The organism is Flavobacterium humidisoli (assembly GCF_023272795.1).
Classification (GTDB): Bacteria; Bacteroidota; Bacteroidia; order Flavobacteriales; family Flavobacteriaceae; genus Flavobacterium; species Flavobacterium humidisoli.
The window spans coordinates 607232-620903 of record NZ_CP096829.1 but is presented as its reverse complement, the minus strand read 5'-3'; the positions used below and the strand labels follow the sequence as shown (position 1 = coordinate 620903).

General features: G+C 33.9%; 11 protein-coding genes. All 11 read left to right on the top strand.

Annotated features, from left to right (window positions below; all coding sequences use genetic code 11):
* The first annotated feature begins 332 nt into the window (after nucleotides 1–332).
* Entirely contained in the window at nucleotides 333–1310 is a 978-nt protein-coding gene (locus M0M44_RS02940) for a ribonucleotide-diphosphate reductase subunit beta (RefSeq protein ID WP_248728436.1), read from the top strand.
* A 263-nt stretch (nucleotides 1311–1573) separates the two neighbouring features.
* Nucleotides 1574–3967, top strand: coding sequence for a ribonucleoside-diphosphate reductase subunit alpha (locus M0M44_RS02935; RefSeq protein WP_248728435.1), 2394 nt, complete (start codon nucleotides 1574–1576; stop codon nucleotides 3965–3967).
* A 203-nt stretch (nucleotides 3968–4170) separates the two neighbouring features.
* Nucleotides 4171–4554: a hypothetical protein gene (locus M0M44_RS02930; protein ID WP_248728434.1), complete on the top strand. Its 384-nt coding sequence runs from the start codon at nucleotides 4171–4173 to the stop codon at nucleotides 4552–4554.
* 6 nt (nucleotides 4555–4560) lie between these two features.
* Nucleotides 4561–4827, top strand: a complete 267-nt coding sequence (locus M0M44_RS02925) for a hypothetical protein (RefSeq protein WP_248728433.1) — start codon at nucleotides 4561–4563, stop codon at nucleotides 4825–4827.
* Nucleotides 4828–5064: 237 nt separating this feature from the next.
* Entirely contained in the window at nucleotides 5065–6462 is a 1398-nt protein-coding gene (locus tag M0M44_RS02920; protein ID WP_248728432.1) for a DUF1800 domain-containing protein, read from the top strand.
* Nucleotides 6463–6474: 12 nt separating this feature from the next.
* Nucleotides 6475–7641 (top strand): DUF1501 domain-containing protein, encoded by a 1167-nt coding sequence (locus M0M44_RS02915; protein ID WP_248728431.1) that lies wholly within the window; start codon nucleotides 6475–6477, stop codon nucleotides 7639–7641.
* Between the two features lie 526 nt (nucleotides 7642–8167).
* Nucleotides 8168–9007 (top strand): prephenate dehydratase, encoded by an 840-nt coding sequence (locus tag M0M44_RS02910; protein WP_095928250.1) that lies wholly within the window; start codon nucleotides 8168–8170, stop codon nucleotides 9005–9007.
* Between the two features lie 70 nt (nucleotides 9008–9077).
* Nucleotides 9078–10223 (top strand): pyridoxal phosphate-dependent aminotransferase, encoded by a 1146-nt coding sequence (locus M0M44_RS02905; RefSeq protein ID WP_248728430.1) that lies wholly within the window; start codon nucleotides 9078–9080, stop codon nucleotides 10221–10223.
* Nucleotides 10224–10452: 229 nt separating this feature from the next.
* Entirely contained in the window at nucleotides 10453–11313 is an 861-nt protein-coding gene (locus M0M44_RS02900; protein ID WP_248728429.1) for a prephenate dehydrogenase, read from the top strand.
* A gap of 12 nt (nucleotides 11314–11325) precedes the next feature.
* Entirely contained in the window at nucleotides 11326–12408 is a 1083-nt protein-coding gene (locus M0M44_RS02895; RefSeq protein ID WP_053472520.1) for a bifunctional 3-deoxy-7-phosphoheptulonate synthase/chorismate mutase type II, read from the top strand.
* 261 nt (nucleotides 12409–12669) lie between these two features.
* Nucleotides 12670–13647, top strand: coding sequence for a ribosome small subunit-dependent GTPase A (rsgA, locus tag M0M44_RS02890; RefSeq protein WP_248728428.1), 978 nt, complete (start codon nucleotides 12670–12672; stop codon nucleotides 13645–13647).
* Nucleotides 13648–13672: the final 25 nt, after the last annotated feature.

Sequence of the window (13672 nt, the reverse complement as noted above, 5' to 3'; positions counted from 1 at the left end):
CTACTGTTAAAATTATAGTCTTTTTGACTACATCTTTTAACTCAAAAAAACAAAGTTTTGACTCAAAAAAAACTTTTTAAAACTATTTAAAATTTCTTGCTTTTTATTTGAAAAAGTCTATATTTTACGGGGCCTTTGAAGTGTAAAATGGGTTTTAAATGATTCATTTGCAGTAAATTAATTATTGTCTGAAAAGTTTTTCAAATTTTAAGCTTTGTTAAAAACTACGTCCGATTGTGAATAAGTTTGGCTTTTATTTTTGCCGTTAATTGACAATCTTTGTAGTGCACTGAATGTGTAAAAATTCAATAAAAAAATTAACAGAATCTGTCATGTCACAAATCGAACCAATATTACAAGAAAATAAAAATCGCTTCGTTATTTTTCCGATTAAGCATCATGATATTTGGGAGTGGTATAAGAAGATGGAAGCAAGTTTTTGGACTGCAGAAGAAATCGACTTGCACCAAGATTTGACAGACTGGAATAATAAATTGAATGACGACGAAAGATATTTTATTAAACATATCTTGGCATTCTTTGCTGCTTCCGACGGAATCGTAAACGAAAACTTGGCTGAGAACTTTGTAAACGAAGTTCAATATGCTGAAGCGAAGTTTTTCTATGGTTTCCAAATTATGATGGAAAATATTCATAGTGAAACGTATTCTTTATTGATTGACACTTATGTGAAAGATGAAGCAGAAAAAGCAGAATTGTTTAATGCTTTGGAAGTTTTCCCAGCAATTGGTAAAAAAGCAGAATGGGCTTTAAAATGGATCGAGTCAGATTCATTTGCAGAAAGACTTATTGCTTTTGCCGCAGTTGAAGGAATCTTTTTCTCTGGAGCCTTCTGTTCAATTTATTGGTTGAAAAAACGCGGTTTAATGCCAGGTTTAACTTTCTCTAATGAATTGATTTCGCGTGACGAAGGCGTACATTGTGATTTTGCAGTTCACTTGCATAATCACCACTTGGTAAACAAAGTGCCAAAAGAAAGAATTAAAGAAATTATTGTCGATGCCTTAGATATCGAAAGACAGTTTGTTACAGAATCTCTTCCGGTAAGTTTAATTGGTATGAACGCTGGGTTAATGACACAGTACTTAGAGTTCGTTGCTGATAGATTATTAGTAGAGTTAGGATGCGAGCGCGTTTACGGATCAGCGAATCCATTCGATTTCATGGACATGATTTCTCTTCAAGGAAAAACTAATTTCTTTGAAAAACGTGTTGCAGAGTATCAAAAGTCAGGTGTTATGAACAATGACAGTGATGCTCAAAAAATTTCATTCGATGCAGATTTTTAGACAACAAAAATACTTTTAGCGTCTATCTTCTAGAGACGCTAAAAAAAAGATTACAGGAATATTTTAAAGGTTGAATCTCTTTCCCCAAGTCGTAGATTCAATAGCAATTTTTGACGCATTTAAATTCGAAATTCGAATTTGAAATGAGTAACTATTGAGAATTTGGTAATTCTCCAAAATTAATTTAAAAACACGCAATGTTTAAGTACTAGAGCTCGTTCTCTAGGTACTTTCATTTTTTCAATAACTAAAAAGGTAAGCTTATGTATGTAGTAAAAAGAGATGGCCACAGAGAGCCCGTAATGTTTGATAAGATTACAGAAAGAATCAAAAAATTGTGTTACGGCTTAAATGAGCTTGTAGATCCGGTTAAGGTAGCGATGAGAGTTATCGAAGGATTGTATGATGGGGTTTCGACTTCTGAGTTGGATAATCTTGCAGCAGAAACGGCAGCTTCTATGACAATTGCGCATCCAGATTATGCTCAATTGGCAGCTCGTATAGCTATTTCTAATCTACATTCAAATACTAAAAAATCTTTCTCTGAAACGATGAAAGATATGTACAACTATGTGAATCCAAGAAATGGACAAGACGCTCCATTAATTGCTGACGATGTGTACAAAGTAATTCAAGAAAATGCTGCTTTTTTAGATTCTCATATCATTTATACAAGAGATTTTAATTACGACTACTTTGGTTTTAAAACTTTAGAGCGTTCTTATCTTCTTAAAATAAACGGAAAAATTGTTGAGCGTCCGCAGCACATGTTAATGCGTGTTTCTGTTGGTATTCACTTAGACGATTTAAAATCGGTTATTGAAACTTACGATTTAATGTCTAAAAAGTTCTTTACGCATGCAACGCCAACGTTGTTTAATGCAGGAACTCCAAAACCTCAAATGTCTTCTTGTTTCCTTTTGGCAATGCAGGATGATAGTATTGATGGTATTTACGATACATTAAAACAAACAGCAAAAATCTCGCAGTCAGCGGGAGGAATTGGGTTGTCTATCCATAACGTTCGTGCAACTGGATCTTACATTCGCGGTACAAACGGAACTTCAAACGGAATTGTTCCGATGTTGAGAGTTTTCAACGATACGGCTCGTTATGTAGATCAAGGTGGAGGAAAACGTAAAGGAAGTTTTGCAATTTATATCGAAACTTGGCATGCTGATATCTTCGATTTCTTGGATTTAAAGAAAAATACAGGAAAAGAAGAAATGCGTGCGAGAGATTTATTCTTCGCGATGTGGACATCAGATTTATTCATGAAACGTGTTCAGGAAGATTCAACTTGGACTTTAATGTGTCCTAACGAATGTCCAGGATTATATGATGTTTACGGAGATGAATTCGAAGCTTTATATACGGATTATGAATTTAGAGGAAAAGGTAGAAAAACAATCCGCGCTCGTGAGTTATGGGAGAAAATCCTAGAATCTCAAATCGAGACAGGAACGCCATATATGTTGTACAAAGATGCAGCAAACCGTAAATCGAACCACAAGAATTTAGGAACAATTCGTTCTTCGAACTTGTGTACAGAGATTATGGAGTTTACATCTAAAGATGAAATTGCAGTTTGTAATCTGGCTTCTATTTCGTTACCAATGTTTATTGAAAACGGAAAATTCGATCACGAAGCGCTTTACAATGTTACAAAACGTGTAACTCGTAACTTGAACAAAGTAATCGACAGAAACTACTATCCAGTAAAAGAAGCTGAAAACTCAAACATGCGTCACCGTCCGGTAGGATTAGGAGTTCAAGGTTTAGCAGATGCTTTCATTATGTTGCGTTTGCCGTTTACAAGCGATGAAGCTAAAACATTAAACCAGGAGATTTTTGAAACTTTATACTTCGCAGCTGTAACCGCTTCTATGGAAATGGCAAAAGAAGAAGGACCATATTCTACATTTGAAGGTTCTCCAATGTCTAAAGGAGAATTTCAATACAATATGTGGGGAATGAAAGATGAAGAATTATCAGGACGTTGGGACTGGGCTTCATTAAGAAAAGAAGTGGTTGAACACGGAGTTCGTAACTCATTATTGGTTGCGCCAATGCCAACAGCATCAACTTCTCAAATTCTTGGAAACAACGAAGCTTTCGAACCATATACATCAAACATTTACACACGTCGTGTATTGTCTGGAGAATTTATCGTAGTAAATAAACATTTACTAGAAGATTTAGTAAAATTAGGTTTGTGTAACGAAGATTTGAAACAAGAAATTATGCGTCATAATGGATCTGTTCAAAATATAGATAAGATTCCTCAAGACTTAAAGGATCTTTATAAAACAGTTTGGGAAATGTCTATGAAAGATATTATCGATATGTCTCGTCAAAGAGGATACTTTATTGACCAATCTCAATCGTTGAACTTGTTCATGCAGGATGCCAACTATTCTAAACTAACGTCAATGCACTTCTATGCTTGGCAGTCTGGTTTAAAAACAGGAATGTATTACTTAAGAACAAAAGCGGCTGTAGATGCGATTAAATTCACATTAAACAACGATAAAAAAGAAGAAACAGCTCCGTCATTAGTTGCAGAAACTGAAGCAATCAGTGTTGAGGATTATAAAGCAATGCTTTTAAAAGCGCAAGCGGCAGATCCTGAGGATTGTGAAATGTGTGGGTCTTAATTTTTTTAGAAGAAAGAAGATAGAATAAAGAGGAAAGATTTTATTCTTGTGTTTATAGAAAAGCAGTTATCGTAATGATAGCTGCTTTTGTTTTTTTAAGGAGCTATTTCCCGCTTTCCGTTGCAATCTTTTTTATTTTTAAAGAAAAAATAAAAAAGGATTTCCACTTCAATCGGGGCTAGTAATGATTCAATAGAAAATTTATGAAAAAAATCATTTTATTTTTGCTTTTGCCTGTTAGTATTATCTACGCTCAAAAAAGAGATATTGTTTATAGAATCGGTTATGATTCTTATCCTGCAAATGGGTATTTTTATGGAGTCAGTGTTTTATATTTACGCGATGATTATAGTTATAAACTCTCGGTTCAAAAGTACAATTCAAGAAGGATGGCTCGAAAAAATGTTTTAAGAACTTTTGATGATGAATATGGAAAGTGGAAAATGTCTGGCGATACCTTATTACTTTATGATAATGATAAAAAGAGACAGCAAATGAAATTTATTAAAGTCAATAATAAAAGAATAGCTTTTCTAATTGATGATGTTGAAAGGTCAGATCAATACTGGAGAAAAATTAAAATTTGAGATAGTATGGATTTAAATATTATTATAGAAAATAAAAATGACTATTATAAATTAGCTACTCATTACTTAAAGAAAATAGAAGGTATTGAGTTAGAGGCTGATTTTGATGAAATCATTCCGAAATCTATTTCAATTTTATTAGATCATGATTTTATTCCAGCTCCATGTATTGAAATTAGATTAGAGCTTCTCAAAGATCAAAAAACGATATCTGATTATTTTCTATATGTTGATGAAAACAAAGAATTTGTAGATGAATTTCTAATTGCATAGCCCGTGGTTTCAACCACGGGAAACGTATTAGGAAAACGCATTGTGTCCCGTGGTTGAAACCACGGGCTATGCTGATTATGATTGCTCAATAAATAAAACAATATCTCAAAAAATTTCCCGTTCTAATTTATACCAAAGCCTTTTAAAACTTAGCACCTCAGAATCTTAGCGACTTAGCCTCTTTTAAAATTAAACCTTTAAAAGAAAGTCAAGTCTTATTGTAATAATTTCTGAACGATGAAAAAAAGCAGTCTTTGGTCCTTACGATTAGGTTTTTCAGGAAAACAAGCCTCAACAATTGAAAAACTCGGATTAGAAAAATTTCTAAACCATTCCTACGATTCAAAATTTAACACAGAAATTCCAGTGTTTCTGCAAGATCAGCCTAAAACGACCTTAGAACTGAAACAAGTTCGGGAATTAATTAAAACTTCAGATCCTGAAACCAAAAAAGAAATTCAGAAAAAAGAAAATCAAGCAACCGCTGCACTTAAAAAGTGGTGGATTGCCAAAATGCGTAATGACGAATTTCCATTACGCGAGAATATGGTTTGTTTTTGGCACAATCATTTTGTTTCCACTTCTCAAAAAGTAAAAATCAATTACTGGATTTATCAGCACAATATGATTTTACGCGAAAATGCTTTTGGGAATTTTAAAGATTTAACCAAGCAAATTCTGAAATCAAACGCAATGGTTCGCTATCTCGATAATGGCGACAATAAAAAAGGCAAAATCAACGAAAACTTAAGTCGTGAGCTGCTGGAATTATTTACTATCGGAATTGGGAATTATACCGAAGATGATATTAAAAATGGAGCCAAAGCTTTAGCTGGTTTAAATATTGGTGATGATGGCGCTGTTTACAGAAAAAACATTGAAGATAACAGCGATAAAGCCTATTTAGGGAAAACGGGAAACTGGAAAGCAGACGACTTAGTCGATATTATTTTCGAACAGAAAAACATTCCATACCTCATTACCAGAAAAATCCTGAAATGGTTTATTTATGATAATCCGCCTGAAGATTTAGTGGTTTATTACGGAGATCATTTTAGGAAGCAAAAGTTTGAAATCGAGCCTTTGCTGACAAAGATTTTTACAGAAGAATTTAAAAAAGAGAATTCGGGAAATAAGATTAAAAATCCGCTGGTCTATATTTTACAGCTTTGCGATGAATTGCAGATTGAAAATGTTGATGATGCTGCAATTATGGCATTTATAAAGCAGCAGGGAATGGATTTGTATAATCAGATTAATGTAAAAGGCTGGGACGGCGGAAATTCATGGCTAACTTCGCAGATTTACCTCCAAAGAAACAATACATCCGATTTGTTATGCGGTGGCAAAAGTCTTAACAGAAAGATTTTGAAAACCATGGTAAACGGAGTTGAAAAAGAAAAATCAGAATATGAAAAAACTGCGGTAAAAGTCGTTTTTGATTCAAATGGAAATAACAAAACCATTATTTCTGAATTGTCAGATCGATTATTGTTTTCTGTCAGCAATTCGGCTCAAAAAGACATGGAAAATCTGTTGAAATATGATTTTGATCCAAAAGATCCTCATGCTGATTTTGCTGTAGTCAGAGTTTTCAATTACATTACAAAACTGCCCGAATATCAATTAATCTAGAAAGTAGGAATCATGAACAGAAGAAATTTTCTAACGTTAACAGGAACATTTACAGGCGGGATGCTTGTACTTCCAAGTTTTTTACACGCTTTTGGTTCGCAGCAAAATTTAATAATTGGTGAGCAATGTATTGTTTTTGTGCAGTTGAATGGCGGGAATGACGGTTTGAATACTTTTATTCCGTATGAAGATCCGTTGTATTATGAATTGAGAACAAAAATCGCTTTGAATAAAGATGCCGTTGTGGGAAAAAATAACGGAATGGCTTTTCATCCGTCGCTAAAAGATTTTGCTCAAATGCAGCAAAATGGAGATTTAACTGTAATTCAGAATGTCGGATATCCAGAACCTATTCGGTCGCATTTTAGAAGTCAGGAAATCTGGCAGACCGCAACCGATTCTAATAAATATATAAATGAAGGCTGGTTGGGAAGATTTTTAGATTTGCAATGCAACGGCCATCAGGCGACTGCGGGCATAAATTTAGATTCGATTGATAATTTAGCTTTAAAAGGAGTAGAGCCTAATTTTATAACGGTGAAAGATCCAGATCGATTTAAAGTAAAATCGAAAGAAGAAAATGTGACTTTGTCTAAAAATCCGCATTTAGATTTTATTCGAAAAATTGCTAATTCGGTTACCGAGGGATCAGATGAAATTCAGAAAGCTTTAGCAAAATCTAAAACGGAAATCAGTTATCCAAAAACGGAATTATCTAAAAACTTGGAATGGATTGCGCGATTGATAAAAGGAAATTTAAATTCAAAAGTATATTACACTTCGCTTAACGGATTTGATACGCATGATAATCAATTATCAATTCACGAACGAAAATTGACAGATTTAAACGATTCCATATATAGTTTTTATTCAGATCTAAAAGAAGCGCAGTTATTGCAGAATGTCACCGTTGTAGTTTTTTCTGAATTTGGGCGACGTGTAAAAGACAACGGAAACGGAACGGATCACGGAACTGCAGCGCCAATGTTTATAATTGGAGGAAGTAATAAAGGAACGATTTTAGGCAATAATCCAAACTTAGCCGACTTAGAAAATGGCGATTTAAAACACGAAATTGATTTTAGAAGTGTGTATGCTTCGTTATTAAAAGAAAAAATGAATTTCGATTATTCTAAAATTGGGATTTCAAATAAACCGGTTTCAGGATTGTTTGCATAATCTCAATCTTGTCATTTCGACTGAAAGGAGAAATCGCACTAGAAATTCCGTACAGTATATCATCAATCTTTGTCGATTTACGATTGTGATTTCTCCTTTCAGTCGAAATGACAAAAACACCAGGTAATCTGTGTAATTCAAATTAAATAGCCACAAAGATTTATGGTAATTCGTGAATTCGTGGCGAAAAAAAAACTTAGAACCTTTCAAAAAGCAATTATAAATATCTCATTTCAAGCCGATATTTTTATATTATCCTACAAAACCTGCTAAATTTGTTAAGAAATCCTTTTTTGTATCATAAAATGCAATCTTTTTTTTGGTGCGGTAAAAATAATTTATACATTCGCAGAGAATTTAAAACAAAACACAAACAAAATGGCAAGTAACCGTTTTTATTTTAGCAACAATTTTTATTTCTTCTTTAGTAGAAGTCAGGATTGTGCTATGGTTATTTGAGAAAATTTTTAAGACAAATAAAACTAATATACAATCCTGATGCAAATCAGGATTTTTTTTTGACTATATGACAACGAAAATTGCAATACAAGGTATTAAAGGATCTTTTCATCATCAGGTTGTAAAGGAGTATTTCTCTGAAAATGTGGATATTGATGAGTGTTTGTCTTTTGAAGAACTGATCGACAGCCTTATTGCCGGAAAATCTGATCAGGCTGTTATGGCGATTGAGAATTCGATTGCAGGGCCGATTATCCCAAATTATGCTTTGATTGACAAGAACAATCTGCATATTATTGGGGAACATTATTTAAATATTCAACAGAATTTAATGGCCTTAAAAGGTCAGAAAATTGAAGATATAAGAGAAGTTCATTCGCACCCGATGGCGCTTTTGCAATGTATGGATTTTCTGAAACAGTATCCAAATATCAAATTGGTTGAGGATAAAGATACAGCTGAAACGGCAAGAAGAATTCAGGAAAAACAGCTAACTGGAATTGCGGCTATTGCAAGTGTAACTGCTTCTGAAATGTACGATTTGGATATAATTGCATCATCAATTCAAACGATCAAAAATAATATGACTCGTTTCGTGATCATCAAAAAGCAAAATTCATTTTTGCCAGAAAGCGAAATCAACAGAGCCTCTGTAAAATTTGAATTAGATCATAAAAGAGGAAGTTTAGCAGCGGTTTTAAATGTAATGAGCGACTGCAAACTGAATTTGACAAAAATCCAGTCGCTTCCAAAAATTGAAACACCTTGGAAATATTCATTCTTCGTAGATGTGACATTTGAGAAATACGAGGATTTTGCAAAAGCAAAAGCGTTATTAAATATAATGGCAGAGTATTTTAAAGTGTTGGGAGAATATAAAAACACAAAACCTTTAAGTGAGTCTTAAAGTTGAAAAGTCGAAAGTCTTAAAGGGAAAAAAAGAAAAAGCATATAGCCTAAAGCAAAAATTAAAAACAATGATTACAACAGCAAAACGATTAGACACAGTTGAAGAATACTACTTCTCATCAAAACTAAGAGAAGTTAGACAACTAATGTCTGAAGGAAAATCGATCATCAATATGGGAATTGGAAGCCCTGATTTGAGTCCGTCAAAAGCAGTAATTGAAGCAGTCGCTGCAGCAATTCAAGAAGAAAACGGGCATGGTTATCAAAGCTATCAGGGATTGCCAGAAATGAGACAAGCGATGGCCGATTTTTATAAAGATCAGTTTGGTGTTGAAGTGAATTCGAATAATGAGATTTTACCTCTTATGGGTTCGAAAGAAGGAATTATGCACATTTCGTTAGCGTTTTTAAATGAAGGCGATCACGTTTTGATTCCGAATCCAGGTTATCCAACGTATACTTCGGTAACCAATTTAGTTCAGGCAGTTCCTGTTTATTATGATTTGAAAGAAGAAAATGGATGGGAACCGGATTTTGAAGCTTTAGAAAAATTGGATCTTTCGAAAGTAAAAATTATGTGGCTGGGTTATCCGCACATGCCGACTGGAGCGAGAGGAAGTTTAGCGTTATTTGAAAAATTGGTTGCTTTTGCTAAAAAACACAATATATTATTGATCAACGACAATCCGTATAGTTTTGTTTTGAATGATAATCCGATGAGTTTATTGCAGGTTGAAGGAGCAAAAGATGTGGCTTTAGAATTGAATTCACTTAGTAAAACATTCAATATGGCAGGCTGGAGAGTCGGAATGGTTTTAGGAAATCCTGAAATTATTGATGCAGTTCTAAAAGTAAAAAGCAACATGGACAGCGGAATGTACTACGGAATTCAGAAAGGTGCGATTGCGGCTTTAAAATGTGATAAATCATGGTTTGAAGATCAAAACAAAATCTACAGACGCCGAAGAGAATTAACAGAGAAATTAGCAGAGAAATTAGGCTGCGAAGTTTATAAAGAAGGAGTTGGGCTTTTTGTTTGGGCAAAGCTTCCGGAAGGAATAGAATCTGCAGAAAAGTTCATTGACGAAATATTATATGAGAAACATATTTTCATTACACCGGGAACCATTTTTGGAAGCAACGGTGAAGGATATATCAGATTTTCATTGTGTGTAAAAGAAGAAAAAGTACAGGAAGCGATTGATCGATTTTAAATTTTAGATTTTAGAATGTAGATTTTAGATTTTTCGCCAAAGTTTGTCATTTCGACGAAGGAGAAATCTCCGTTGCTAGATCGACAAAGATTGGTTCTTTTGATTGTGGAGTTACTTGCGAAGATTTCTCCTTCGTCGAAATGACAAAATAAACGGAAAATATCAAAAGTTGGAATTTAGAATTTAACATTTGGAATTTATAAAGAAGCTTAGCTTCAAATAAAAAGATATGAAAGTATACGTAATAGGAATAGGGTTAATAGGCGGTTCAATGGTGCTAGACATTAAGGGACGTTATCCTGATGCGACTATTTTAGGGATCGATAGCAACGAAAAACATTTGGAAGAAGCACTTGATCTTGGAGTTATTGACGAAGCAGGAAGTTTTGAAGATTTACAAAAAGCTGATTTTGTAATTGTTTCTGTTCCAGTAGATGTAGCGCTGACGGTTTTACCTAAAGTTTTGGATGCAGTAGGAGATAAAACGATTGTTTTTGAAGTAGGATCGACGAAAAGGCCAATTTGTGAAGCAGTAGCCAATCACCCAAAAAGAAGAAATTTTATTGCTACGCACCCAATTGCCGGAACAGAGTTTTCGGGACCATCAGCAGCAATAAGAGGTTTGTTTCAAGGAAAAACAAACATTATTTGTGAAGTCGAAAAGACGGCTTTTAAGTTACAAGAAAAAGCATTAAATCTTTTTACTTCAATCGGAATGAGAATTCGATATATGGATCCCGTTTCACACGATAAGCACATTGCCTACGTTTCGCATTTATCGCACATTAGTTCGTTTATGCTTGGGAAAACGGTAATGAATAAAGAAAAAGACGAACAGGATATTTTTGATATGGCAGGAAGTGGATTTGAAAGCACGGTTCGTTTGGCAAAAAGTTCGCCCGCAATGTGGACACCGATTTTTAAACAAAATAAAGAATATGTTCTAGAAACCTTAGAAGCTTATATATCTAACCTGAGTCGGTTTAGAGATTTGCTAAAAGAAGAAGATTATAATGCCATTTTTGAAGAAATGGAAAGCATAAATAAAATAAAAGAAATACTAAACGGATTAACAACAACTAAAAAGTAAATTAGAATTAAGATGGAAAATAAGAAAGAAATGAGAAAGTGGTTAGAAGATTTCAATTTAAATCACCCACTTGTGATAGCTGGACCATGTAGTGCAGAAACTGAAGATCAGGTTTTGAAAATTGCTCACGAATTGAAAGATTCAAAAGTTAGCGTTTTCAGAGCTGGAATCTGGAAACCAAGAACTCGTCCAGGAGGATTTGAAGGTGTTGGCGAAATTGGATTAAAATGGTTGCAAAAAGCTAAAGCAGAAACTGGTTTATTAATGGGAACTGAAGTTGCAACTGCAGCTCACTGTAAATTAGCTTTAGAACACGATATCGACGTTTTATGGGTTGGTGCACGTACAACTGCAAACCCTTTCGCAGTTCAAGAAATTGCAGATACTTTAAAAGGAACAGATAAAATCGTTTTGGTTAAAAACCCAGTAAACCCAGATTTAGCTTTATGGTTAGGTGGTGTTGAGCGTTTACACATGGCTGGAATCGAGAAATTAGGAGTTATCCACAGAGGTTTTTCTACTTACGAAAAAACAAAATACAGAAATATTCCAGAATGGCAGATTGCTATCGAATTGCAAAATAAATTCCCTGATTTACCATTGATCATCGACCCATCTCACATTACTGGTGATCGTAAAATGATTTTCGAAGTAACGCAAGAGGCTTTAGATTTGAACTACGATGGTATGATTATCGAAACTCATTTCGATCCAGATAACGCTTGGTCTGATGCTGCGCAACAAGTAACTCCAGATGCTTTGAAACAAATCATTAAAGATTTGACAATTAGAAAAACGGATGATACTACAGATGAGTACAGTCAGAAAATGACAAAATTAAGAGCTAACATCGATGTTTTGGATGCTAACTTATTAGAGTTATTAGGAAAACGTATGAAAGTAGCTGACGAAATTGGTCAGGTGAAAAAAGATGCAAACGTTGCAATTCTTCAAAACAACCGTTGGAACGAAATCTTGGGAAAAATGATTTTGGAAGGTGAGAAAAAAGGTCTTACGGAAGAATTCGTTTTGAGAATGTTCAAAGCAATTCACCAAGAAAGTATTGGTCACCAAGAGAAAATTTTCAACGCATAATTTTTTGCTGAAACATATAAGTGATATAAGTTAATTTGAGTTTATTCTAAATTTTGACCTTGAGTTTTCTTATATCACGATTTTAAAAATAGATTGTTTTTTTAAATCCCTGTTACTTTGAAAGAAGTAGCAGGGATTTTTGTTTTTTATAACATAGCCCTCTGGTTTCAATCGTGGGCTATGTTTAAAATTATTCATTTATCTTTGCAGGGATTTAGTTTTCAAATCTGAAATCTAAAATCTGAAATCTAAAATTAAAGAATGACAGGAACCGTTTATAAATCTACAGGAAGCTGGTATACCGTAAAATCTGAAAAAGGAGATTTTGTGGAATGCCGTATGAAAGGGAAATTTAGAATAAAAGGTATTAAAAGTACCAATCCTATTGCTGTAGGCGATATTGTTGATTATGAGTTGGATGAAACTTCAGATGCCGTTACAGGAACAATTCATAATATCCACGAAAGAAAAAACTATATCGTTCGTAAATCGGTTAATTTATCCAAACAGATTCATATTATTGCTTCTAATATCGATCAGGTTTTCTTACTGATTACTATTGATAATCCGCCAACGACTACGAGTTTTATTGATCGTTTTTTGGTTACTGCGGAAGCATACGGAATCGAAGCCATTCTTGTTTTTAATAAAATTGATACTTTAACAGAGCAGACTTTAGACGATCAGCTTTATTTGCAACATATTTATTCTGAAATTGGATATAAATGTCTTCGTATTTCTTCTACAGAAAACAAAGGTGTTGACAAACTAAAAGAAATGATGATTGGTAAAGTAAGCATGTTTTCAGGACATTCTGGAGTTGGGAAATCAACTCTAGTAAATGCAATGGAACCAAGCTTACATTTAAAAACTTCGGTCATTTCAGAACAAAGCAAACAAGGACAGCACACCACAACTTTTGCCGAAATGTATGATTTGTCTTTTGATGCTAGAATTATCGACACACCAGGAATTAAAGGTTTTGGAATTGTTGATATGGAGCCTTCAGAAATAAGCGGTTATTTTCCTGAATTCTTTAAACTCAAAGATCAATGTAAATTTAACAATTGTTTGCATAAAGAAGAACCGCATTGTGCCATAAAAGCAGCATTAGAAAAAGACGAAATTGCTTGGTCTCGTTACAATAGTTATCTAAAAATTCTTGAAGGCGATGAAGAGCATTATCGCACCGACACTTATGGTGAAGATCGTGCTGCGAGTGATGAAACGAGAAAATAAAATTAGTCAAAAGTTGAAAGTCGAA

Excerpts from the sequence above, each read along its gene's own strand:
- M0M44_RS02940 (WP_248728436.1), top strand. The coding sequence starts at position 333 with ATGTCACAAATCGAACCAATATTACAAGAAAATAAAAATCGCTTCGTT.
- M0M44_RS02935 (WP_248728435.1), top strand. The coding sequence starts at position 1,574 with ATGTATGTAGTAAAAAGAGATGGCCACAGAGAGCCCGTAATGTTTGAT.
- M0M44_RS02930 (WP_248728434.1), top strand. The coding sequence starts at position 4,171 with ATGAAAAAAATCATTTTATTTTTGCTTTTGCCTGTTAGTATTATCTAC.
- M0M44_RS02925 (WP_248728433.1), top strand. The coding sequence starts at position 4,561 with ATGGATTTAAATATTATTATAGAAAATAAAAATGACTATTATAAATTA.
- M0M44_RS02920 (WP_248728432.1), top strand. The coding sequence starts at position 5,065 with ATGAAAAAAAGCAGTCTTTGGTCCTTACGATTAGGTTTTTCAGGAAAA.
- M0M44_RS02915 (WP_248728431.1), top strand. The coding sequence starts at position 6,475 with ATGAACAGAAGAAATTTTCTAACGTTAACAGGAACATTTACAGGCGGG.
- M0M44_RS02910 (WP_095928250.1), top strand. The coding sequence starts at position 8,168 with ATGACAACGAAAATTGCAATACAAGGTATTAAAGGATCTTTTCATCAT.
- M0M44_RS02905 (WP_248728430.1), top strand. The coding sequence starts at position 9,078 with ATGATTACAACAGCAAAACGATTAGACACAGTTGAAGAATACTACTTC.
- M0M44_RS02900 (WP_248728429.1), top strand. The coding sequence starts at position 10,453 with ATGAAAGTATACGTAATAGGAATAGGGTTAATAGGCGGTTCAATGGTG.
- M0M44_RS02895 (WP_053472520.1), top strand. The coding sequence starts at position 11,326 with ATGGAAAATAAGAAAGAAATGAGAAAGTGGTTAGAAGATTTCAATTTA.
- rsgA (WP_248728428.1), top strand. The coding sequence starts at position 12,670 with ATGACAGGAACCGTTTATAAATCTACAGGAAGCTGGTATACCGTAAAA.